Source organism: Sagittula stellata E-37, from assembly GCF_039724765.1.
In the GTDB taxonomy this organism is placed as follows: Bacteria; Pseudomonadota; Alphaproteobacteria; order Rhodobacterales; family Rhodobacteraceae; genus Sagittula; species Sagittula stellata.
In genome coordinates this window covers 305037-325809 of sequence record NZ_CP155729.1, presented here as the reverse complement: position 1 = coordinate 325809, position 20773 = coordinate 305037, and the positions used below count along the sequence as shown (strand labels likewise).

Genomic DNA, 20773 nt, shown 5'->3' with positions numbered 1-20773 from the left:
TTTCGGATCAGCGTTTGATGTTGGTGGTTTCCTGCAACATCTCGTCGACCGTCTGGATGACCTTGGCGTTGGACGAATAGGCCCGCTGGGTCTGGATCATGTCCGTCAGCTCGGCGGCGACGTCCGTGGTCGATTCCTCGCGTGCATAGGGAACGATCTCTCCCGTGGGGCCGTCGCCCGCATCCCAGAGGAAGAAGCTGCCGCTTTCCGCCGAGGGCTGGAACAGCTGGTTGTTCAGCGCGATCATGCCATTGGGGTTGGGAACGTCGACCAGTGGGATCTGGAAGATGACAGCGCTGGCACCGGTGTCGAAGTATGCGTAGACCCGCCCGCTTTCATCGACTTCGACAGAGGTCATGTTGCCGGCGGGCGACCCGTCTTTCGCGATGTTCAGCGGTGCGAAGCTGTCGGAGCGCTGGGTCAGGCCGTTGTTGGTGAAGAGCTGCCCGATACTCAGTTCGATCGGGCCGCCCGCCGCGTTCACGACGACCGAGCCCGCCACCCCGTCATAGGCGCCACCGGCACTGATCGGCGCGCTGACGCTTGCCAGTGTACCGCCCGCCGACGGGGTGTTGTCGAAGGTTACCGTGTAGTCGCCGATGATTGCACCACCGCTGGCGGAGTCGGTGATGACCATCGTCCATTCGTTCGAAGAGCCGGTGGCCGGAACGGTAGGTGTGAACGTCACGTTCAGGGATTCCGACCTCCCAAGGTTGTCGAAGTACTCGATAGGCAATTCGAGCGCATCGCCGGCGGCGCCGGCGGTCGTCTCCGTCGCGGGAAGGTTGACACCCATCGTGATCGCGGTCGTAGGTTCGCTGAGATACTGGTTCAGTGCGATCTGGATAGGCTCGAGGCTGGCGGATGTGTCGCGGGCGAGGTTCGGGATGCTGCCGTCCGCGTTGGCCCGCCAGCCCAGCAGCATCAGGCCCGATTCCGTCCTCAGATACCCCTCGGCATCTAGCCGGAAAGATGCCGTCGTCGTCATGAACATCTGCGGATTGCCGTTGCCTGCCAGCACTTCCGTCGCCTGGGCCACCGGAAGGAAACCGGTGCCGCGCACGGCAAGGTCCGTGGCGTTGTTCGTCGTCACCAGCGCGCCATGTTCCGCCACAAGTCGGTTGGTCTGGGTACGGACACCCCCGGCGGTGTAGGTCCCCGAGTTTCCAGAGGTGACCATGGCAGAAAATTCCGTCTCGACACGCTTATAGCCTTGCGTCGCAGAGTTCGCGATGTTGTCGGAAATGGTTGCCAGTCGCGTCGCGTTCGCCGAAAGGCCTGCAACACCTGCGTTGAGGGAAGATGAGATCGTCATTGACACGCCTTTCTGCTGTCTCGCTCAAATTTCACGACAACTGATAAGGCCGCCGGTTTAACGCCCGGCTAACAGCTAAAATCCGATCCAATCTCGTGCCGGTCACAGGTCGCGCAGGAAGACGACTTCGATCCGGTTGTTGCGTGCGTTCATCGGGTTTTTATGTGCGGGTTCACGGTCGGCGTAGGAAGTGACCCGCTTGACACGGTTCTCCGGCACGCCTTCTCCGGTCAGCAATTCCCGGAAGGCAGAGGCGCGCAAACCAGAGACATCCCAGCTTGGATCTCTTGCCAGTACAAGAGGAGAGGATGCGACATGCCCCTCGATCGCCATCTGGTTTGTCACCACCTCCGACGCACGCGCCAGGACAAGCGCCAGATCTTCCAGCAAAGGTGTCGGTGTTGCGTCGCCGGTGAACAGGCGGGCGTGTTCGGATTCGAAGAACTCGATGACCAGCCCTTCGTCGGTGACACGTGTGACGATGTGTTCCATGAGCTCGTCGGCAACCATGCTTTCGCCGCCACGGCCCATGAGCATCTCCTCCACCTCCTTGAAGGCTTCGTCCATGTCCGCCGCGTCGTCACCGGTATCGCCCTCGGTGAAGGTTCCCTGTTCGCCATTCGAGGCCGCCGGGTTCAGGCTTGTGGAGCCGGACCCCATCCGTGGCAGGGTGTTCTCGGCGAATACCGAGTCGCCGCCCAACGGGCCATCGCCACCGCCAGACACACGCGCCATTGCGATCGTTGGTGTGAAGTAGTCGGCAATACCCTTGCGCTGCTTCTCCGTCGTCGCGTTCAATAGCCACATCAACAGGAAGAACGCCATCATCGCAGTCACGAAGTCGGCATAGGCAACCTTCCACGCGCCACCGTGGTGCCCGCCGCCGGCGACGACCTTCTTCCGCTTGATGATGATAGGCGCAAGCTCATTGTCGCCGCTCATCGCACTCACCTTTCTCCCACCGGGGTCAGGTCTATGCTGCGGGAGCTTTCCACCGCCTTAACGATTCAAAGTGTCGGGTTAATTGGTCGGCGCAAGAACCGTGGTCATTATCACACACGCTCCGCGACGAACGGTGCAAATTTATAGACTGTAGGCTGGCAAAACCGTAGCAAGAGTTCGGGCCAAGAAGAGCAGAGGTATGGACATGCCGGGTAATCCTTCCCGACACTCACGACGCGGACGGATCGTCGGGGCGCTTCTCGGCTCCGTCGCGACGCTCTGGTCTTCTGCCGCGGTCCCGCAGGAGGGTCGCGACGCGGCCAGCATGAACCTCTACGGCTCACCGGGTCTTGTCGACATGCCGACGGCCGAAATGCTGCCTGACGCGACAATCAGTGCGACGTTTGGCGGATTCGGCAACTACACGCGGACGACCCTTGGCTTCCAAATCACGCCCCGGTTGTCGGGCAGCTTTCGCTATTCGGAATTGAAAGCCTTTCCGAGCTCAAATTCAGCAGACTACTACGACCGCAGCTTTGACCTTCGTTACCTTCTGATGAAGGAAAGCGGTTGGCGCCCGGCGATTGTCGTCGGCATGTCGGACATCATCGGTACGGGCGTCTACAGTGGCGAATACGTCGTCGCGACCAAGACGCTGATGCCCGGCCTGAAGGTGACCGGCGGGATCGGCTGGGGCCGTTTCGGCAGCGAAGCGACGCTCGGCTCTCTCGGGACCCGTCCTACGACTGTTCTCGGCCAGGGCGGCAAGTTCACGGCCGACCGCTGGTTCCGCGGCGACGTGGCCGCGTTCGGCGGTCTGAGCTACGCCCCAAACGACCGCTTCAAGTTCAAGGTCGAATACTCGTCCGACACCTACGAGCGCGAGGTCGCCAGCGGCGGTGTCGAGCATAAGTCGCCCTGGAACTTCGGCGTCGATTACAAGCTTTGGAATGGCGCCGGTCAGTTCTCTCTCTACAGTGTCATGGGGAGCGAGGTCGGCGCGCAGCTGACACTCTACACCAACCCGAAAACTCTGGGTGTTCCGGGCGGTATCGAGCCGTCGGGTCTGCCCGTCGCTCCGCGTCCGCCCGGTGCTGCCGCCGATCTGGGATGGTCCGTCGATCCGCAGAAGACCACGGCAGCGCAGACGCAACTTGCCCAGACGCTTGCCACCGAAGGCATCAGGCTGGAGGGAATGACCCTCGAAAGCCGACGCGCCGTCGTGCGCGTGTCCAACCCGCGCTTCAACTCCGAAGCGCAGGCGTTTGGCCGCATCGCCCGCGTCATGACCCGGACGCTGCCGGCGTCGGTCGAGCAATTCGAAATCATCCCGATGGTCAACGGTATGGCCATTTCGTCGGTCGTCATCATGCGCTCCGACCTTGAACGGCAAGAGCACGAGGCCGCGATCGAGATCCTGCCGCGCGTTCGCTTCTACGACGGGTTCGGGCGTGAGCCGGAAGCATTCCGCTCGGCCTATCCTCAGTTCGACTGGTCGCTGGCACCCTACGTCGATGTGTCGGTCTTCGACCCCGATGAACCTGTACGGACCGAAGGCGGGGTGCGCGGCAACTTCAGCCTCGATGTCACACCGAACCTCGTGTTCTCCGGTACGGCTTCCTATCGCCTCTCCGGCAACATCAGCAAGATCAGCCGCCGGGATGAATCGGGTCTGCCGCGTGTACGCACCGATGCGCCGGTCTACGCGGCCGAGGGTGATGAGACCATCGAGAACCTGCAGCTGGCCTACTACGGTCGTCCGGGCAAGAACCTCTATGGCCGGATTTCGGCGGGTTACCTCGAAGCGATGTTCGGCGGCGTTTCGGCAGAGATCCTCTGGAAGCCGGTCACCAGCCGTGTCGCCTTTGGCGCGGAAGTGAACTGGGTTCAGCGCCGCGACTACGATCAGCTGTTCGGTTTCCAGTCGATGACCACCACAGACCCCGTGTCCGGTGCCAAGCGTGAAATCCCCGAGTTCAACGGTCACGTCTCGGCGTATTACGACTTCGGCAACGGCTTCCACGGGCAGCTTGACGTGGGCAGCTATCTCGCCGGCGACGTCGGCGCGACGGTTTCGCTGGACCGAGAGTTTGCAAACGGATGGAGCGTAGGCGCATATGCAACGCTCACCGATGCTTCCGCCGACGACTTCGGCGAAGGCTCCTTTGACAAGGGCGTCCGCGTCACGATCCCGATCAGTACCCTCCTCAACACGCCGACACGGCGCGAGAACAACATCAACATCCGGTCTCTGACCCGTGACGGCGGTGCCCGTCTCAATGTTCGGGGGCGGCTCTACGAACAGGTTCGGGACTACCACAAACCCGAAGTTGTCGAGTCGTGGGGGAGGTTCTGGCGATGAAAATGACACGCCTGAAGACAATCGGCCTCGCCCTGTGTGCCGGTCTGATGCTGACGTCCTGCGGCAGCGACAAGTCTGCCAGCGCCTTGGATGTGATCAAGAACTTGCCGGCTTCGATCAAGTCACGCCGCGCAACGCCAAAGCCGATTTCCGCGGCAGAGATCGCCCAGGCCCTGCAAGCGACGAACAAGCCTGTGGCATTGTTCCAGGTCGAAAACCGCAAGAACGCCCAGGTGCTCTTGTCAGAGGTCGAGCGAAACGGCGCATACCAGACCTTCGGCAACCAGTCGCGGCAGGCCGTCGTCTTGCGAGACGGCATGATCACTGCCTCGCGCGGGCTTGGCGGGGACCTGATGTCCGTCGAAGAAGACGAACTGCTGGACATGATCCAGTCACGTGGGAGCGGGAACGTCAGCTACGTGCAGCGTTTCCTGACGCCGGAGTACAAGACGAAGGTGATCATCTACTATTGCTCCGTTCGCCCCGGCGCGGGCAATCACACCCCGCTGGGCCGGGCTTCGATACCGACGTCCTCCGTCGGCGTGTCCTGCAAGGCAACCGGCGAAGCTTCGTTCGAAAACAGCTATTATCTGGCCGGGGACGGGACCATCGTCAGCGGACGCCAGTGGATGGGCGAAACCATCGGTTATGTCGATACGCAATTGCTCCGCTACTGACGCCTGCGCCGGTCGTGCATCGTCACCCGGTCGAAGACCGTCGCGAACATCAGCCGCATGTCCGAGCAGGGCGTGCGGCTTTTTGCATAGATGAGGTCAAGCCGCGCCTTGCGCGGGATGCAGCGATGGCAATAGATCTCTTCGGTGTCCGCGCTGGTCGCAGCGCCCGACAGCAACCGCTCTTCGTGCGCATGGAAGGCCTGTGACGCAAGCCCGGTGACGCCGGGACGGTCTGCCAGAACCTTTGCGTAGAGGTCCGGAAACATCTCCACGTACCGGCGAAGCGGCGGTCTTGGGCCGACAAAACCGACATCGCCCCGGATGATGTTCCACAATTGCGGAAGCTCATCCAGCCGCGTCCGTCTGAGCCAAGCACCGGTCGCGGTGATGCGGCCCATCTTGTCACCGCCGGTGACGCCTCTGTCCCGCTCCGCCGGTCGCATCGTCCGGAATTTCCACAGCGTAAACGATCTGGCCGGATCGTGCATCCGCTCTGAACCGTACAAAACCGGCGGTCCCTCCTTACAAAGGACGATCAGCGCCACGGCCAGAATCAACGGCAACAATAGCAACCCCAGGCCCAGGGCATACACCACGTCGAGGACGCGGAACGTCAGGCGGGACAAGGCAAGGCCCCCCCTGCCCGCGCCTGCGCAACCAATTCGTCAGGTTTTGACGAGATGCACATATTCGGCACCAGACCGGCCAGCTTGGACGTGTCCAGGACGACCGAGCGAAGCGCCCCCTTCGGTGCAGCTCTCCAGCGCACGCCCGTGCCGGCGGCCGTCACAATGTCCGCCATGGACGTCGCTTGGGCCGCAGACACATTGTAAGTACCTGATATATAGATATCTTCTGTCAGGATCTTCAGGACGCGAGCAAGGTCCAAAGGACCGATGTAACTTCGCTGCGGACCGGTGCCGTCTGGAAACTGGTCAAGCGTGACCGATGATCCCAGACGGAGGCTATTTCCAAGGCTGTCCGCCCCGGCCACATTCCCCAATCGGAGGACAATGGAACGGGTGTCCTGACCGTTCCGCAGGTGCCAGTCGGCAATCGCATCCTCCATCTCTCGCTTTGCAAGACCATAGGATCCTGTGGGCCGAAGGACATCCGCCTCTCGAAACGCCCTGTCCGCCGCGCCATATGCCGCAGCGCTGGACATGTGGATCACCTGCGATGCATCCAAAGCGACCGCCAAATCCAAAGCCGCCTCCGCGAGCCTGGCGTTGTCGGACAGATTGCCAGAGGTCGCACCCCACAGGGCAATGATCGCGCGGATTCTGCCAACCAACGCCGCCGGAACGGGATCGCCCGGGGCCCAGACCAAATTCGCGTGACCTTCTGTGCGCGCGACTTTGACCAACTCACCGCTAACAGGCCAGAGGCGGCATATCATGCGGCCAAGCTTGCCGTTCGCGCCCAGCACGACGATCTTTGCCTGCTGGTGCGAGATTTCGGTGGCTGTCGTCATACCTATCCGTGTCCCGACGGGCTTCGTGCCACGTTAACCGCGAAAATCTTGATGGATCGTTACCTTTGACCCGGGCTGGGTCGAGGATGGGGATCCGGCAACGCCCCGGCGGCAACGTATCGGAGCCACTTGTGCCGGTCCGATTTCCGGCAGATAGCGGAAACATGAACCTCCTTCGCTTTCTATCCGAAAACGCCCAGTGGCTGGCAGCGGGTTTCCTGCTGACGTTCCTGTCGAGTTTCGGACAGACGTTCTTCATCTCGATCTTCGCCGGAGAAATCCGCGCGGCGTATGGGCTGACTCATGGCGAATGGGGCCTGATCTACACCATCGGCACATCGGTCTCGGCGGCGGTGATGATCTGGGCAGGATCGCTGACAGACTTCTTCCGGACACGGGTTCTGGGGGCGGCTGTCCTGTCCATGCTGGCCGCGTCCTGCCTATTCATGGCGTTCAACACCTGGGCGGCACTGCTGCCCGTGGTGATCTTCGCCCTTCGCTTCAACGGTCAAGGCATGGCCAGCCACCTTGCCGTCGTCTCCATGTCGCGTTGGTTCGTCGCCACCCGGGGAAAGGCGCTGTCCGTCGCTACTCTGGGCTTCGCAATCGGCGAGGGGCTGCTGCCCCTGACCTTCGTCTGGTTGATGACCCGCATGGACTGGCGCCTGTTGTGGGTTGGTGCGGCAACGGTCGCGGTCTTGGCAATCCCCCTTCTGGTCGTGCTTCTGCGTCAGGAACGGACGCCACAAAGCCATGCCGAAACAGACCATTCCGTCGGAATGGAAGGCCGGCACTGGCGCCGCCCCGAGATGCTGCGTCATTGGTTGTTCTGGTTCATGATCCCGGCGCTTCTGGGTCCGTCAGCTTTCAACACGGCGTTTTTCTTCCAGCAGGTCCATTTTGCGATGGTCAAGGGCTGGAGCCACCTGGAACTCGTGGCGATCTTCCCGCTTTACACGGCGGGAGCGATCACCGCGATGCTGGTGTCCGGGTGGCTTCTGGACCGCTTCGGAACGCCGCGCCTGATCCCGTGGTATCAGCTTCCCATGGTTGTTGGTTTCACCCTGTTCGGGGTGGGACAGAGCCTGTTTTCCGCCATGATCGGGCTGATCTTCGTGGCCATGACGGCCGGCGCAAACTCTACGTTGCCAAACGCCTTTTGGGCCGAATTCTATGGCACCCGAAACCTGGGCTCTATCAAGGCCATGGCAGCAGCCGTCATGGTCCTTGGCTCTGCGCTTGGCCCCGGGCTGACCGGCGGCCTGATCGACGCCGGCGTGGGGATCGAGGTGCAGTACTTCGGCGTCGCAGGCTACTTCATCCTGGCGACGGTCAGCATGGCCATCGGGGTACGGCGCGCGGCACGGCTACTCTGACAGCTATCGTGCCCGCCGCAGGTAGACGTAATAGGCGCCTGCTCCCCCGTGCCTCTGGTGCGCGGGCGTAATCTGCAGGACCGCCGCGGACAACGGCGCCATTTGCAACCACATCGGCACCTGCTGGCGGAGCACGCCCCGTTGACGGGGTGCAGGGTCGTAAGGATCGGGCGCGCTGCCCTTGCCGCTAATGACCAGAACCAGCCTGTGACCTTTCGCATGCGCGCCCATGATGAATCGCGTCAGGGCCGGGTGCGCGCGGTCCAGTGTCATGCCGTGCAAGTCGATGCGGGCATCCGGCGTCAGCTTTCCACGCTTGAGGCGCTGATAGGCTTTGTGGTCCATGTTGACCGGGGCGGCGTGCAGATGGTCTGCGGTTGTTCTCGGAAAATAGTGGGTTTCCGTATGGTCCGCTGCCTTTGCCCCCAACGAGAAGGGCGACACAGATGCAGGTGCGTGTGTGGGTTGCGCAGGCCGACTGACGACCACCGGTTCGGGTGGCGTGACCCGGTGAGACTTCAGCTTGCCCGGCAAAGGTTTGGCGCTGCGAGCGATCTGCGACCAGAGCTCCAGTTCCTCGGGGCGCACGCGGCGCCGGCTCATTGCACCCAGTCCGGTGCGAAGGCATAGGCGCGCTGGATGGGCATCAGGACGACCATCCGGCCGGTGTCCTTGATGCCCCCCGCGGTGCGCCCGGCTTCGTCGCCGGTTCCGTAGAAGATGTCGGCTCTCTGCGCCCCCTTGATGGCCGAGCCGGTGTCCTGCGCGATCATCAGGCGGTTGAGCGGCGTTTCGCCCTTCTTCTCGATCCAGACCGGCGCGCCAAGCGGCGTGTACTTCGGATCGACCGCAATCGACCGCATCGCCGTTATGGACCGGTTCATCGCCCCAAGCGGTCCCTTCTCCGCCGGAACTTCACTCACCTCGCGGAAGAAGACGTAGCTGTTGTTATGGAGCAGAAGCTCTTCGCCCAGCATCGGGTTGTTGCGCACCCAAGCCTTGATGACCTGGGCCGACACCTGATGCACAGTGAACAGGCCGCGCCGAACCAGTTCCTTGCCGATCGAGCGGTAATCATGCCCGTTCGAACCGCCGTACCCCACGCGAATGTGACGGCCGTCCGGGAAGCGAACACGGCCAGAACCCTGTATCTGAAGGAAAAACAGCTCGACAGGATCGTCGACCCAGGCAATCTCCAACCCGCGCCCGTCCATGACACCCGACTTGAGGATGTCACGCCGTGTCAGCCACGGGCGATTGAGACGCGCTTCAGGGGGCATGGCGTAGATCGGATACCGGTAGCGACCAGATCGGAACGGCGCACCGTCAAGTTCGGGCTCGAAATAACCGGTAAACAGCGGTTCGGCCCCATCGCCAATCACGACCGGTCTGAACAGCAACTCGAAGAATCCACGTGCATCGTCCGTGGCCGAAGCGACGTTGCACAGCACCCGCCAGTCCGGATCATTCATGTCGGCGCAGGTGCTGCGGAACACCTCAAGCGCGGCGAAGTGATCGTCCTCCGCCCAGCCTTCGAGTTCGTCGAAATCGAGAACCGTGTACGAGGTCTCGGCCTCGCCTTCCGCCGAGGCGCTCATGGGTAAGAGAACCAGCGAAAGCGCGAAGACAAGTCGGATCATTCGTCCGTGGCGACCAGTTGCCAGTTCGGATCGTCGGCACCCATGGTGCGGGCATATGTCCAGATGTCCTTCTGGCGCTTCACCGCGGTGGGCGAGCCCTCGACGATCTCGCCTTCGGCGTTCTTCACGACAGAGGTCAGTTCGCCCACGTAGCGCACCGTGATTTCCGCCTCGCGCGTGTCGGGATCGAAGGATGCACCGGCAAGCGTCATCTCGCGCACACCGACGAAATCCGCGTCGATGGTCAGGCCCTCGGACTCCCGCGCCTCCACCACCTCGGAGAAGGTCTCGAAAACGTCATCGGCGAGGAATGGCTTCAGTCCTTCGATGTCGCCACGTTCGAACCCCATCAGGATCATCTCGTAGGCGCCACGCGCACCGCCAAGGAACTCCGACACGGAGAAGCTCGGCTCCACCCGTTTCATCGCTGCCAGTGCATTGGCGGCATCGGTACCTTCTGCGACGTGGTCGGTTATGTCGTGATCGGGACCGCCTTCGATCACCTCGAATTCGCGGCGCGAGGTCGTTTCCTTGCTCTTTTCGGCAGGGGTCGGTCGCTCGAACCCGTCTCGTGTTCCCAGCACACTGCGCAAACGCAGCACTAGGAAGACGGCTATGCCGGCCAGGACGAGAAGCTGGAGGAGCGGGTTCTGCATCGGGGCCTCATGATGGCTACGGATGGAAACTTCGGGCTTGGCTTCCTATGTAGGTGACGTGTCTGAACAAGTCCACACGGGCGGCGGCCATGCGGTACGTTGACCCGATATGCTTCAGACGCTGGTCAAGGAGGAATGCGCATGTGGCTGTTTCTGGTCTTTCTGATGGTCCCGCTGATCGAGATCGCCCTTTTTATCCAGGTGGGCGGGCTGATCGGGCTGTTCCCGACTTTGGCCATCGTGGTGCTTACGGCGATTATCGGCACGTATCTGGTGCGGTCTCAGGGCGCGCGTGCACTTGCAGACCTGCGACGCAGCTTTTCCGAACTTCAGGACCCCAGTGAGCCGTTGGCCCATGGTGCCATGATCCTTCTGTCGGGCGCGCTTCTGCTGACCCCGGGATTCTTCACCGACGCCGTGGGCTTTACCCTTCTCGTGCCGGGCGTCCGTCTGGCCGTGATGCGGTGGGCGCGTCAGCGCATCACGGTCACCCGTTTTCAGATGGGTCCGGAACCCCAGCGGCCCCCGCACCATAACCCGACCTCTGCCCGCGACGAGGTAATCGACGGCGATTTTACCGAAGTTCCGCAGGGCAAGTCACCCAACCATCCCGGTTCCGGCTGGACGAGGCATTGAGAAACCTACCAGTGCCTGCTAATCCAGCTCTCAAGACATTCAACCGGAGTACCATTCATGGCAGAATCCAACGGGGCAGCCCAGGCGCCTCAGCCGCCCAAGATGAACGTGCTTGCGCAGTTTATCCGTGATCTTTCCTTCGAGAACATCCTTTCCCAGAAGGGCGTATCCGGAGAAGTGCAGCCGGACGTTCAGGTGCAGGTCAACCTCGATGCCAAGAAACGGACGCCGGAACATCAGTTCGAAGTCGTGATGAAGCTGAAGGTGGAATCCAAGTCCAAGGAATCCTCTGAAGTGCTGTTCATCCTCGAACTCGACTACGTGGGCGTGTTCCACATCGAGAACGTGCCCGAGGACCAGCTTCACCCGTTCCTGCTGATCGAATGCCCGCGGATGATCTTCCCGTTCGTGCGCCGCATCGTGTCTGACGTGTCCCGCGACGGTGGCTTCCCGCCGCTGAACCTGGAAACGATCGACTTCCTTGCGCTGTACCGTGCGGAGCTTCAGCGCCGGGCCGCCGCTCAGCAGGAAGCGTCCAGCACTCCGACGCAATAAGATCAGTGAAACGCGATCAGGACCGGTTCCAGATCGCGTTTTCCCCGAGCTTCTCGACAAAGGCGGCGTGAGCCGCCTTTTCCGTGTCCGTCAGGCGCGACGGCAAGGGTGTGGACCTTGGTTTCGGGCGCCAGTTCGTCACTGTTTCACCGACACTCGGCGTGTTGGACGCGGACGTCAGACCGAAATCGGGCTGTTTGCCACCGATGAGTTCGAGGTAGACCTCTGCCAGGATTTCGGAGTCGAGCAAGGCGCCGTGCAAGGTCCGGGAGGAGTTATCGATCCCGAACCTGCGGCAAAGCGCGTCGAGCGACGCAGGCGAGCCCGGGAACTTCCGCCGGGCAATATCCAGCGTGTCGATGGCGCAATCTTTCGCCAGGGTTGGACGGTTGGCCCAGCGAAGTTCGGCGTTGAGGAACTTCACGTCGAAGGCCGCGTTGTGGATCACCAGTTTCGAGTCTCCGATGAAGGTGCGGAACTCATCGACGATTTTGGCGAAGACCGGCTTGTCCCGGAGGAAATCGTCGCCAAGCCCGTGAACGGCAAATGCCTCCTGCGGCATTGACCGTTCAGGATTGATGTACTGGTGATAGGTCTCGCCGGTCGGAACGTGATTGAACAACTCGACGGCCCCGATTTCGACGATGCGGTCGCCCTGCTCCGGCTCGAACCCCGTGGTTTCCGTATCGAGTACGATTTCACGCATCGGTCAGCCTTTCCTCGATCTCGTTCAGGATGCGCAACACCTGTTCGCGCGCGTGTTCAGGCGTATCTGTCTCGATGGTCCATGTCGACCGGGCACATTTTTCCTCGGACGGCAATTGCCGGGCAAGAATGCGCTGAAGATCGGCTTCCGTCATCGTGCCACGGGCCAGAACCCGCTCTCGCTGTATTTCACGTGAAACAAAAACGCAGGCGGTTGCGTCCATCTCTGCATCGCCGCCCGTCTCGAAAAGCAAAGGAATGTCGAACACCCCGATCTTGTCGGCGTTGTCCCGAACAAATATCTCTCGGTCGGCCTGGACCAGCGGGTGAACGATCCGCTCGAGATCGGGCAACGCTTCTGGATCGCTGCCGATGATCGTCTTGAGAACGTCGCGAGAAACCTTGCCGTTCTGGACCGCTTCGGGAAAGCGCGCGCTGATCGGGCCGACCGCAGCGCCTCCGGCGGAATACAGCCGGTGCACTGCAGCGTCGGCATCCCAAACGGCGCAATCCTCGGCGGCAAAGATCGCGGCCGTCGAAGATTTGCCCATACCGATGGACCCTGTCAGTCCCAGTTTGAACCTCATCGCAGGACGGCAGCGCGTGTCGCCTCGTCTACCTCCGGGCGGGTGCCAAACCACCGCTCGAAACCGGGCACCGCCTGATGCAACAACATGCCAAGCCCGTCGACAACTGTGCTGCCCGCCTGTTCCGCCTCCCGCAGCAGACGGGTCTGCAGGGGTGTATAGACAAGGTCGGACACCACCATGTCCGGTGCCAGCGCATCGAGCGGGACGCGAAACTCGGGCTTGCCGGTCATGCCGAGCGACGTGGTGTTCACCACAGTCCGGCAGTCTTCGATGATGTTGCCCGCCTGGACCCAGTCATGCACCTGCACGCGATTGCCAAAGTCAGACCGGAGCTGTTCGGCACGCACCCGCGTCCGGTTGGTCAGCCGGATTTCGGGCACCCCCACGTCGATCAGCGACGCGATGACCGCGCGGGCCGCTCCCCCTGCCCCGAAAACCACCGCTGGGCCCGCAGTCGGATCCCAGTCCGGCGCCGACTGTCTGAGATTTTCGGAAAAGCCGTAGCCGTCGGTGTTGTCTGCATGGATCATCCCGTCCTTACGGAAGATCAGCGTGTTGGCGGCCCCGATCAGCGTCGCCCGGTCAGAGGCGAGATCGGCGATTTCGAGGATCTTCTCCTTGTAGGGGATCGTGACATTGACGCCCATGAACCCCAGGTCGGGCAAAAGCCGGATGGTTTCAGCCAGTTTGTCGGCAGGAACCTCGATCGGAATATAGTGCCCCGGGATGCCATGTTTCCTGAGCCAATGCGCAAACAGGCGCGGGGACCTCGAGTGCGCAATGGGCTTGCCGATGACGGCGGCGAGGGGAATTCGAGGCAGGGTCATGCGGAGATGGTTCCTCTGACGGACAGGAAGTTGAGCAATTCAAGCAAAGGCAAACCGAGGATTGTGAAGTGGCTGCCATCGACGTGGGCGAACAACCGCACACCCTCCTTTTCAAGCTTGTATCCACCGACCGACGTACCGATATCCGGCCAGTTTCTGTCGAGGTAGTCTTCGACGTAAGCGTCTGAAAAAGCGCGCATCATCAGCCGAGCAGTGCCCACGTGACGCCATATTGGCTTTGAATCTTCATAGATGACGGCAGCGGAAAGCAGTTGGTGTGTCTCACCGCGCAGGGCGGCAAGTTGCTCGCGCGCCTCTTCCCGGCTGGAAGGTTTCGACAGGATCGCACCCTTGAAAGCCAGAACCTGATCGCATCCGAGGACAAGCGTCTCAGGGTGTCGTCCCGACACCTTCTGCGCCTTTGCCTCTGCCAGGGTATCAGCGATGTCCCGCGGCGTGGCGCCTTCGGCCAACAGCGATTCCCGAATCATGTCTTCATCGATTCGAGCAACATCCGACGCAACCTTCAGACCGGCGGACCGGAGCAGACTGGCGCGGATTTCGGAGCTGGAAGCGAGGATCAGGTCCTCTTTCATGGGGATAAATCTTGGTATGAGTGTGTGGGCTGGATCGATGACGTTTGTGCGAAAAAACGGTTCTACATGCAAGCGCGGGAAAGACCCCGATTTCCGATGTCCTGTTCCGCAGGGCTTGCCCATGTTGACACGGATAACTCATACCGCGTGACAAACGTCGTCAGCGACAGGACATCCCGGTCTTATCCAAGCCTGGACAGACACACCGGAAATTTTACAAGTTACTGTTATATAATGATTTTCTGAGAAGAATTCTCAGACGTCCCGAGACGATCCACCAAGTTTTCCATAGACTCGTGGCATGTTTGTAAGTGTGTTAAAGTTTCCTTAATCCACAGAACCAAGCCCCCCATACATCTTCAAATACCTTTCTAAATTTCTATTTTAAGTATCTTGGGTGGCCCCCGAAGCCTGGCCCTAAGTCGGGCATTGACTTCGGAGGGTCGGAGAGACTACCTCTCTCCCGGTCCTGTTCTGGATCATGTTCTCCCTAGAAACGAAGAAAGCGCGACACGCCTTGTTGTCGCGATGTGGCGTATGAGCGAAGAAAAACTGAACCTTGCCGATTTGAAAGCCCAAAGCCCCAAGGACCTTCTGGCCATGGCGGAAGAGCTGGAGATCGAGAACGCCTCGACCATGCGCAAGGGCGAGATGATGTTCCAGATCCTCCGGGAGCGTGCCGACGAGGGCTGGCTGATCTATGGGGACGGCGTTCTGGAAGTGCTTCAGGACGGTTTCGGTTTTCTCCGCTCTCCGGAGGCGAACTACCTGCCCGGTCCGGACGACATCTACGTGTCACCCGACATGATCCGGAAACACTCTCTGCGGACGGGTGACAGCATCGAGGGCGAGATCCGCGCACCTGACAACGAGGAGCGCTACTTTGCCCTGGTGTCTGTGGGTGCGATCAACTTCGAGGATCCGGAACGCGCGCGTCACAAGATCGCTTTCGACAACCTGACGCCGCTGTATCCGGACGAACGGCTGAAGATGGAGATCGAAGATCCGACTATCAAGGATCGCTCCGCCCGTATCATCGACCTGGTGTGTCCCATCGGTAAGGGACAACGGTCGCTGATTGTCGCGCCGCCGCGCACGGGTAAGACGGTTCTGCTGCAAAACATCGCGGCGTCCATCGAAAAGAACCACCCGGAATGCTACCTGATCGTTCTCCTGATCGACGAACGCCCGGAAGAAGTCACCGACATGCAGCGTTCGGTGAAAGGTGAGGTCATTTCGTCCACCTTCGACGAACCTGCCACGCGTCACGTTGCTGTCAGCGAAATGGTGATCGAAAAGGCCAAACGTCTCGTCGAACATAAACGAGATGTCGTTATCCTTTTGGACTCTATCACAAGACTTGGTAGAGCCTTCAACACTGTTGTCCCGTCCTCGGGCAAGGTTCTGACCGGTGGTGTCGATGCAAACGCGCTGCAAAGGCCCAAGCGGTTCTTTGGCGCCGCCCGTAACATCGAAGAAGGCGGGTCGTTGACCATCATTGCAACTGCGCTGATCGACACGGGATCGCGTATGGATGAGGTCATCTTCGAAGAATTCAAGGGCACGGGCAACTCCGAGATCGTTCTGGACCGCAAGGTGGCGGACAAGCGGGTCTTCCCTGCCATCGACATTCTCAAGTCCGGCACCCGGAAAGAGGATCTGCTTATCGACAAGATCGATCTTCAGAAAACGTTCGTTCTGCGTCGGATTCTCAACCCGATGGGTACAACCGACGCCATTGAGTTCCTCCTTTCGAAACTGAAGCAGACGAAGACCAACTCCGAATTCTTCGATTCTATGAACAGCTGATACGCCGATGGATACGATCTTTGCCTTGGCATCGGCGCCGGGCAGGTCCGGTGTCGCCGTGGTCCGCGTGTCCGGAGATCGTTCCTGGGAGGCCGTGAAGGCGCTTGCGGGATCGGTTCCCGAGCCGCGCCGCATGGTCTTGCGTACTTTGCGGGATACGTCTGGCGCGCACGTCGACAAAGCCATGGTTGTGGTTTTTGCGGCGGGTGCGAGCTTTACAGGCGAAGAGTCTGCAGAGTTTCATCTACATGGAAGCATCGCCGTCGTTCGCGCGATACTTCTTGAGTTGTCGCTTTTGGAAGGGTGTCGCCCAGCACAGCCAGGAGAATTCACGCGGCGTGCCCTGGAAAACGGGTGCATGGATTTCACCCAAGTGGAGGCGCTGGCCGACCTGATCGAAGCGGAAACGGAAGGCCAACGAAAGCAGGCGCTTGCTGTACTGTCCGGCGCATTGTCGGGTCGGGTGTCCGAATGGCGTCAGAAGCTGGTGCGCGCCGCGTCCTTGCTGGAAGTGACGATCGATTTCGTAGATGAGGATGTGCCTGTCGATGTGGCTGGCGAAGTTGTCGGCCTGCTTAAGGATGTTCTGTCCGATATTCAGGCGGAGTTGCGCGGGTTGGATGCGGCGGAACGTGTGCGGATGGGGTTCGAGGTAGCGATTGTTGGACCGCCAAATGCAGGGAAGTCCACCCTGTTGAACAATCTGGCAGGTCGCGACGCGGCGATCACTTCGGAAATCGCGGGGACAACGCGCGATGTGATCGAGGTGCGTATGGACGTAGGAGGCTTGCCGGTCACCTTTCTTGACACCGCCGGGCTGCGCGAAACGGAGGATCCGGTTGAACGTCTTGGGATCGATCTGGCGCGTCGGCGGGCAGAAGCCGCTGACCTCAGGGTTCACCTTGTGGAGCGTGGCGGTCAGCCCGAAATTGGCGTACGATCAGGGGACGTGGTCCGCTGGGCGAAAGATGACTCGGGATCATTGGATGATGGGCTTTCCGGTCGGACCGGCTATGGTGTCGCGCGCGTTTTGTCCGAAATTGCCGAAGAGCTTTTGGAGCGAACCGCCGGGATGAGTCTGACTTCTCGTGAGAGGCACCGTGACAGTTTGGTCCGTAGTCAGATGTTTCTTGAGCGAGCTGTGTCCGGTTTGGAAAGCGGTATGAGTGAAGTGGATATTCTGAGTGAGGATATTCGCTTGGGGATTCGCCAACTGGAGATCCTCGTCGGAAGGGTAGAAGTTGAGCACTTGCTGGACGAGATATTCTCTTCGTTTTGCATCGGGAAGTGAGGAGTGTTTCACGTGAAACAAACGACGTTCGATGTTGTTGTCGTAGGCGCGGGGCATGCCGGCGCTGACGCTGCTGCGGCTTCCGCACGCATGGGCGCTAAGACCGCGCTCGTAACTCTCAAGAAGTCCGATCTTGGCGTGATGTCCTGTAACCCTGCAATCGGCGGCCTTGGCAAAGGGCATCTGGTGCGTGAGATAGACGCCCTGGACGGTCTTATGGGGCGCGTGGCCGACTATGCCGGGATTCAGTTCCGGCTGTTGAACCGCCGCAAGGGCCCTGCTGTGCAAGGGCCGCGCGCCCAAGCAGACCGCAAGCTTTATGCTTTCAAGATGCAGGAAGAGCTTACCGCCATCGAGAACTTGGAGATCGTGGAAGCCGAAGTTGTCGATTTTACCATCGAGAACGGTCGCGTTGCCGGGGTCGTTCTAAGAGACGGTCAGCGAATTTCGTCAGGTTCCGTTGTTTTGACCAGCGGCACTTTTCTACGTGGTATCATCCACATAGGGGACAGGTCCTATCCCGGCGGACGTGTCGGCGACGATCCCGCAGTTCGGTTGGCGGAACGGATCGAGGAACTCAAACTTCCGCTCGGCCGACTGAAGACCGGCACGCCTCCGCGGCTGAATGGCAAGACAATTTCTTGGGATGCACTGGAACAGCAGCCGGGCGACGATGACCCGGTCCTGTTCTCCTTCCTGTCGAAGGCACCGCTGGCGCGGCAGATCTCATGCGGGATCACCCATACGAACGCAAGAACCCATGACATCATTCGGCAGAACCTCTCCCGGTCGGCCATGTACGGGGGGCATATTGAGGGAACCGGACCCAGGTACTGCCCGTCCATAGAGGACAAGGTCGTGCGATTCGCCGAAAAGGAGTCTCACCAGGTATTTCTGGAGCCAGAAGGTCTTGACACAGACACCGTTTATCCGAACGGCATTTCCACGTCACTTCCGGCTGACGTGCAGGAAGACTACGTTCGCAGTATAACCGGGCTTGAGAAGGTCGAAATCCTCCAGCCGGGATACGCGATCGAGTACGATTTCGTGGATCCGACCTCTCTCGATTCCACGTTGAGAGTAAAGGACCTAGAAGGGCTGTACCTGGCTGGGCAGATCAATGGCACCACGGGGTATGAAGAGGCTGCCGCTCAAGGCCTCGTTGCGGGTTTGAATGCCGCGGCCTTCGCCCTTGGACGTGATCGGATAAATTTCTCGCGGACGGACAGCTATATTGGTGTGATGATCGACGACCTCACGACGCGCTCGGTGACGGAGCCCTACCGTATGTTCACCAGTCGGGCCGAGTTTCGTTTGTCTCTTCGGGCGGACAATGCCGATCAACGGCTTACGCCAAAGGCTATTGACTTGGGCATCGCGTCAGAAAGTCGGATCGGTTCGTTCACGCGAAAAATGGAAGCTTTGTCGTCGGGTAGGCAATTGCTCGAGGAAACGACTTTTACGCCGTCGCAAGTTAAGACGTTGGGAATTGTGGTCAATCAGGACGGCGCGCGTCGATCTGGGTTCCAACTCCTGTCGTTCAAGGATGTTACGCTTGGGCATCTCTCTCAGCTCGAACCTGCGTTCCTGGAAATTGACGAAGAGACGGGTGCGCAAATTGAGAAAGAGGCGCTTTATGCCAACTATCTGGATCGTCAGGCAAAGGATGTGGATACACTGAGGCGTGATGAAGCCGTCCGGATACCGTTGGATTTCGATTTCGGTTCCTTGCCGAGCCTCTCGAATGAGCTTCGTAAGAAGCTGGAAGACGTGCGCCCTGAATCCATTGCCCAGGCGTCCCGCATCGAAGGCATGACCCCCGCAGCTTTGATGCTCATTCTCGCAAAACTGCGTCAAGGCGAGCGCAAGACGGTCGCGTGATGGAATTGAACCTCGGCACAATGGCCAATGTTTCACGTGGAACATCGCTGAAACTGGAGCAATACCTATCGCTCTTGAAAAAGTGGAACACTGTCATCAACCTAGTGTCCCCGAAGACTTTGGACGATGCGGTCAAACGGCACTTCCTCGACTCCGCACAACTTGTCGATTTGATGCCAGAAGATGCCGGGACCTTGGTCGATCTCGGTTCCGGCGGCGGATTTCCCGGCCTTGTGATTGCGATTTTGTCTGCCGAGACGCGCCCAAATCTCAAGGTAACACTCGTCGAATCCGATCAACGCAAGGCCAGCTTTCTGCGCACGGTCCTAAGAGAGACAGAGATCTCAGGCACAGTTCTTTCCAAACGGATTATGGACGTTGAACCGTTGCAGGCAGACATTTTGACGGCCCGCGCACTGGCGCCTCTTCTGGAACTTTGCCAATTCGCCGACCACCATTTGATGTCGACGGGCGTGGCCCTGTTCCCGAAAGGCAAAAACTGGGGAAAAGAGGTCGAAGATGCACGCGCAGAATGGCAATTCCGCTATACTGCGCATACAAGCAAGACAGACGCAGATGCCGTCGTTCTGGAAATACGAGATCTCGCACATGACTGACCCCCTTCGGCCGAACGGGCCTCGAATAATCGCCGTTGCCAACCAAAAAGGCGGTGTCGGCAAAACGACCACGACGATCAACCTGGGCGCCGCGCTGTGCGAACTGGGACAGAAGGTTCTGGTCGTCGATCTCGACCCTCAAGGCAACGCATCGACCGGTCTGGGCATTGAGCCTGAGGACCGGGAATACACGACATATGAACTCCTCCTGGACGAAGCCGATCTGGACTCCGTTATCCTTTCGACGTCTACGGACAATCTTCATCTCATCCCGGCGACCGTCGACCTCAGCTCGGCAGACATTGAACTGATCTCCAACGAAAAGCGCAGCTACCTCCTTCATGACGCTTTGCGGCAACCCGCCATGTCCCGACTGGACTTCGATGTTGTCCTGATCGACTGCCCGCCCTCGCTCAACCTTTTGACAGTCAATGCGATGGTCGCGTCCCATTCTGTCCTGGTGCCGCTGCAAAGCGAGTTCTTCGCGCTCGAAGGTCTTTCTCAACTCATGCTGACCATCCGCGAAGTCCGCCAGTCCGCCAATCCGGGCCTGCGTATCGAAGGCATCGTCCTGACGATGTACGACGCGCGAAACAACCTGTCGCAACTGGTTGAGGCCGACGCCCGCTCTAACCTTGGCGACTTGGTCTTCAGCACAGTTATTCCCCGGAACGTTCGCGTCAGCGAAGCGCCGTCTTATGCCCTGCCCGTCCTGGCCTATGATACGGGCTCGAAAGGCGCTCAGGCCTATCGGGCGTTGGCGGCGGAGCTCATCAAAAAATACGAAAAGCACGCAGCCTAATGGTCGGCGTGACAGAGGAGGC

The 20773-nt window shown here is 60.1% G+C and carries 21 protein-coding genes; 10 read left to right on the top strand and 11 right to left on the bottom strand.

Annotation, left to right across the window (positions count from 1 at the left end):
* Positions 1-7: 7 nt before the first annotated feature.
* Both ABFK29_RS01615 and ABFK29_RS01610 read right to left on the bottom strand, forming a co-directional pair.
* Complete coding sequence (locus ABFK29_RS01615; protein ID WP_005858519.1) at positions 8-1315, bottom strand: flagellar hook protein FlgE; 1308 nt, start codon at positions 1313-1315, stop codon at positions 8-10.
* Between the two features lie 102 nt (positions 1316-1417).
* Positions 1418-2257 carry an OmpA/MotB family protein gene (locus tag ABFK29_RS01610; protein WP_005858518.1) on the bottom strand — a complete coding sequence of 280 codons (840 nt, stop codon included), beginning with the start codon at positions 2255-2257 and terminating at the stop codon, positions 1418-1420.
* Between the two features lie 325 nt (positions 2258-2582).
* Between ABFK29_RS01610 and ABFK29_RS01605 the strand changes: the two genes are divergently transcribed.
* Together ABFK29_RS01605 and ABFK29_RS01600 are read left to right on the top strand one after the other, a co-directional pair.
* A complete protein-coding gene (locus ABFK29_RS01605; protein WP_005858516.1) occupies positions 2583-4619 on the top strand; it encodes a YjbH domain-containing protein in 2037 nt (678 codons plus the stop codon).
* Entirely contained in the window at positions 4616-5296 is a 681-nt protein-coding gene (locus ABFK29_RS01600) for a YjbF family lipoprotein (protein WP_005858514.1), read from the top strand. The genes ABFK29_RS01605 and ABFK29_RS01600 overlap by 4 nt, the downstream gene beginning before the upstream one ends.
* Here the strand turns inward: ABFK29_RS01600 and ABFK29_RS01595 are convergent.
* Positions 5290-5922, bottom strand: a complete 633-nt coding sequence (locus tag ABFK29_RS01595; protein WP_005858512.1) for a sugar transferase — start codon at positions 5920-5922, stop codon at positions 5290-5292. The genes ABFK29_RS01600 and ABFK29_RS01595 overlap by 7 nt on opposite strands.
* Positions 5910-6770: an NAD-dependent epimerase/dehydratase family protein gene (locus ABFK29_RS01590; RefSeq protein WP_005858510.1), complete on the bottom strand. Its 861-nt coding sequence runs from the start codon at positions 6768-6770 to the stop codon at positions 5910-5912. Before ABFK29_RS01590 ends, ABFK29_RS01595 begins: the two co-directional genes overlap by 13 nt.
* Before the next feature lie 164 nt (positions 6771-6934).
* Between ABFK29_RS01590 and ABFK29_RS01585 the strand changes: the two genes are divergently transcribed.
* Complete coding sequence (locus tag ABFK29_RS01585; protein WP_005858508.1) at positions 6935-8146, top strand: MFS transporter; 1212 nt, start codon at positions 6935-6937, stop codon at positions 8144-8146.
* A gap of 3 nt (positions 8147-8149) precedes the next feature.
* Here ABFK29_RS01585 and ABFK29_RS01580 read toward each other — a convergent pair whose 3' ends face one another.
* Genes ABFK29_RS01580 through ABFK29_RS01570 form a run of 3 tightly spaced genes read right to left on the bottom strand, consistent with a single transcriptional unit; the run spans position 8150 to position 10442 of the window.
* Positions 8150-8749, bottom strand: a complete 600-nt coding sequence (locus ABFK29_RS01580) for a Smr/MutS family protein (RefSeq protein ID WP_040604486.1) — start codon at positions 8747-8749, stop codon at positions 8150-8152.
* The gene (gene mltA / locus ABFK29_RS01575) at positions 8746-9744 is read right to left on the bottom strand and encodes a murein transglycosylase A (protein WP_005858505.1); all 999 of its coding nucleotides are present in this window, start codon (positions 9742-9744) and stop codon (positions 8746-8748) included. Before mltA ends, ABFK29_RS01580 begins: the two co-directional genes overlap by 4 nt.
* A gap of 38 nt (positions 9745-9782) precedes the next feature.
* Positions 9783-10442 (bottom strand): Tim44/TimA family putative adaptor protein, encoded by a 660-nt coding sequence (locus ABFK29_RS01570; protein ID WP_005858503.1) that lies wholly within the window; start codon positions 10440-10442, stop codon positions 9783-9785.
* A gap of 141 nt (positions 10443-10583) precedes the next feature.
* Between ABFK29_RS01570 and ABFK29_RS01565 the strand changes: the two genes are divergently transcribed.
* Both ABFK29_RS01565 and secB read left to right on the top strand, forming a co-directional pair.
* On the top strand, positions 10584-11078 hold the full coding sequence (locus ABFK29_RS01565) for an FxsA family protein (RefSeq protein ID WP_040604485.1): 495 nt from the start codon (positions 10584-10586) through the stop codon (positions 11076-11078).
* A 57-nt stretch (positions 11079-11135) separates the two neighbouring features.
* Positions 11136-11633: a protein-export chaperone SecB gene (gene secB / locus ABFK29_RS01560; protein ID WP_005858499.1), complete on the top strand. Its 498-nt coding sequence runs from the start codon at positions 11136-11138 to the stop codon at positions 11631-11633.
* A 16-nt stretch (positions 11634-11649) separates the two neighbouring features.
* On the opposite strand, the gene dnaQ is transcribed toward secB, so the two are convergent.
* Genes dnaQ through ABFK29_RS01540 form a run of 4 tightly spaced genes read right to left on the bottom strand, consistent with a single transcriptional unit; the run spans position 11650 to position 14351 of the window.
* Entirely contained in the window at positions 11650-12339 is a 690-nt protein-coding gene (dnaQ, locus tag ABFK29_RS01555; protein ID WP_005858497.1) for a DNA polymerase III subunit epsilon, read from the bottom strand.
* Positions 12332-12925 carry a dephospho-CoA kinase gene (gene coaE, locus ABFK29_RS01550; protein ID WP_005858495.1) on the bottom strand — a complete coding sequence of 198 codons (594 nt, stop codon included), beginning with the start codon at positions 12923-12925 and terminating at the stop codon, positions 12332-12334. Before coaE ends, dnaQ begins: the two co-directional genes overlap by 8 nt.
* Positions 12922-13755, bottom strand: a complete 834-nt coding sequence (locus ABFK29_RS01545; protein ID WP_005858493.1) for a shikimate dehydrogenase — start codon at positions 13753-13755, stop codon at positions 12922-12924. The genes coaE and ABFK29_RS01545 overlap by 4 nt, the downstream gene beginning before the upstream one ends.
* Positions 13752-14351, bottom strand: a complete 600-nt coding sequence (locus ABFK29_RS01540) for a Maf family protein (RefSeq protein ID WP_005858492.1) — start codon at positions 14349-14351, stop codon at positions 13752-13754. The genes ABFK29_RS01545 and ABFK29_RS01540 overlap by 4 nt, the downstream gene beginning before the upstream one ends.
* Before the next feature lie 537 nt (positions 14352-14888).
* Here ABFK29_RS01540 and rho point away from each other — a divergent pair.
* Genes rho through ABFK29_RS01515 form a run of 5 tightly spaced genes read left to right on the top strand, consistent with a single transcriptional unit; the run spans position 14889 to position 20751 of the window.
* Positions 14889-16160 (top strand): transcription termination factor Rho, encoded by a 1272-nt coding sequence (gene rho / locus ABFK29_RS01535; RefSeq protein WP_040604484.1) that lies wholly within the window; start codon positions 14889-14891, stop codon positions 16158-16160.
* A gap of 7 nt (positions 16161-16167) precedes the next feature.
* Complete coding sequence (gene mnmE / locus ABFK29_RS01530) at positions 16168-17451, top strand: tRNA uridine-5-carboxymethylaminomethyl(34) synthesis GTPase MnmE (protein WP_005858488.1); 1284 nt, start codon at positions 16168-16170, stop codon at positions 17449-17451.
* Positions 17452-17454: 3 nt separating this feature from the next.
* Positions 17455-19332 carry a tRNA uridine-5-carboxymethylaminomethyl(34) synthesis enzyme MnmG gene (mnmG, locus tag ABFK29_RS01525; RefSeq protein ID WP_005858486.1) on the top strand — a complete coding sequence of 626 codons (1878 nt, stop codon included), beginning with the start codon at positions 17455-17457 and terminating at the stop codon, positions 19330-19332.
* Entirely contained in the window at positions 19332-19949 is a 618-nt protein-coding gene (gene rsmG, locus ABFK29_RS01520; RefSeq protein ID WP_005858484.1) for a 16S rRNA (guanine(527)-N(7))-methyltransferase RsmG, read from the top strand. The genes mnmG and rsmG overlap by 1 nt, the downstream gene beginning before the upstream one ends.
* Positions 19942-20751 carry a ParA family protein gene (locus ABFK29_RS01515; RefSeq protein WP_040604528.1) on the top strand — a complete coding sequence of 270 codons (810 nt, stop codon included), beginning with the start codon at positions 19942-19944 and terminating at the stop codon, positions 20749-20751. Before rsmG ends, ABFK29_RS01515 begins: the two co-directional genes overlap by 8 nt.
* The last annotated feature ends 22 nt before the right edge of the window (positions 20752-20773 follow it).

What these genes read in the sequence shown, in the direction of transcription:
- secB (WP_005858499.1), top strand. Translation starts at nt 11,136, where the DNA reads ATGGCAGAATCCAACGGGGCAGCCCAGGCGCCTCAGCCGCCCAAGATG.
- ABFK29_RS01600 (WP_005858514.1), top strand. Translation starts at nt 4,616, where the DNA reads ATGAAAATGACACGCCTGAAGACAATCGGCCTCGCCCTGTGTGCCGGT.
- mnmE (WP_005858488.1), top strand. Translation starts at nt 16,168, where the DNA reads ATGGATACGATCTTTGCCTTGGCATCGGCGCCGGGCAGGTCCGGTGTC.
- ABFK29_RS01565 (WP_040604485.1), top strand. Translation starts at nt 10,584, where the DNA reads ATGTGGCTGTTTCTGGTCTTTCTGATGGTCCCGCTGATCGAGATCGCC.
- ABFK29_RS01570 (WP_005858503.1), bottom strand. Translation starts at nt 10,442, where the DNA reads ATGCAGAACCCGCTCCTCCAGCTTCTCGTCCTGGCCGGCATAGCCGTC.
- ABFK29_RS01605 (WP_005858516.1), top strand. Translation starts at nt 2,583, where the DNA reads ATGAACCTCTACGGCTCACCGGGTCTTGTCGACATGCCGACGGCCGAA.
- ABFK29_RS01515 (WP_040604528.1), top strand. Translation starts at nt 19,942, where the DNA reads ATGACTGACCCCCTTCGGCCGAACGGGCCTCGAATAATCGCCGTTGCC.
- ABFK29_RS01590 (WP_005858510.1), bottom strand. Translation starts at nt 6,770, where the DNA reads ATGACGACAGCCACCGAAATCTCGCACCAGCAGGCAAAGATCGTCGTG.
- ABFK29_RS01545 (WP_005858493.1), bottom strand. Translation starts at nt 13,755, where the DNA reads ATGACCCTGCCTCGAATTCCCCTCGCCGCCGTCATCGGCAAGCCCATT.
- ABFK29_RS01585 (WP_005858508.1), top strand. Translation starts at nt 6,935, where the DNA reads ATGAACCTCCTTCGCTTTCTATCCGAAAACGCCCAGTGGCTGGCAGCG.
- ABFK29_RS01540 (WP_005858492.1), bottom strand. Translation starts at nt 14,351, where the DNA reads ATGAAAGAGGACCTGATCCTCGCTTCCAGCTCCGAAATCCGCGCCAGT.
- dnaQ (WP_005858497.1), bottom strand. Translation starts at nt 12,339, where the DNA reads ATGCGTGAAATCGTACTCGATACGGAAACCACGGGGTTCGAGCCGGAG.
- rho (WP_040604484.1), top strand. Translation starts at nt 14,889, where the DNA reads ATGAGCGAAGAAAAACTGAACCTTGCCGATTTGAAAGCCCAAAGCCCC.
- coaE (WP_005858495.1), bottom strand. Translation starts at nt 12,925, where the DNA reads ATGAGGTTCAAACTGGGACTGACAGGGTCCATCGGTATGGGCAAATCT.
- ABFK29_RS01610 (WP_005858518.1), bottom strand. Translation starts at nt 2,257, where the DNA reads ATGAGCGGCGACAATGAGCTTGCGCCTATCATCATCAAGCGGAAGAAG.
- mltA (WP_005858505.1), bottom strand. Translation starts at nt 9,744, where the DNA reads ATGAGCGCCTCGGCGGAAGGCGAGGCCGAGACCTCGTACACGGTTCTC.
- ABFK29_RS01615 (WP_005858519.1), bottom strand. Translation starts at nt 1,315, where the DNA reads ATGACGATCTCATCTTCCCTCAACGCAGGTGTTGCAGGCCTTTCGGCG.
- rsmG (WP_005858484.1), top strand. Translation starts at nt 19,332, where the DNA reads ATGGAATTGAACCTCGGCACAATGGCCAATGTTTCACGTGGAACATCG.
- ABFK29_RS01580 (WP_040604486.1), bottom strand. Translation starts at nt 8,749, where the DNA reads ATGAGCCGGCGCCGCGTGCGCCCCGAGGAACTGGAGCTCTGGTCGCAG.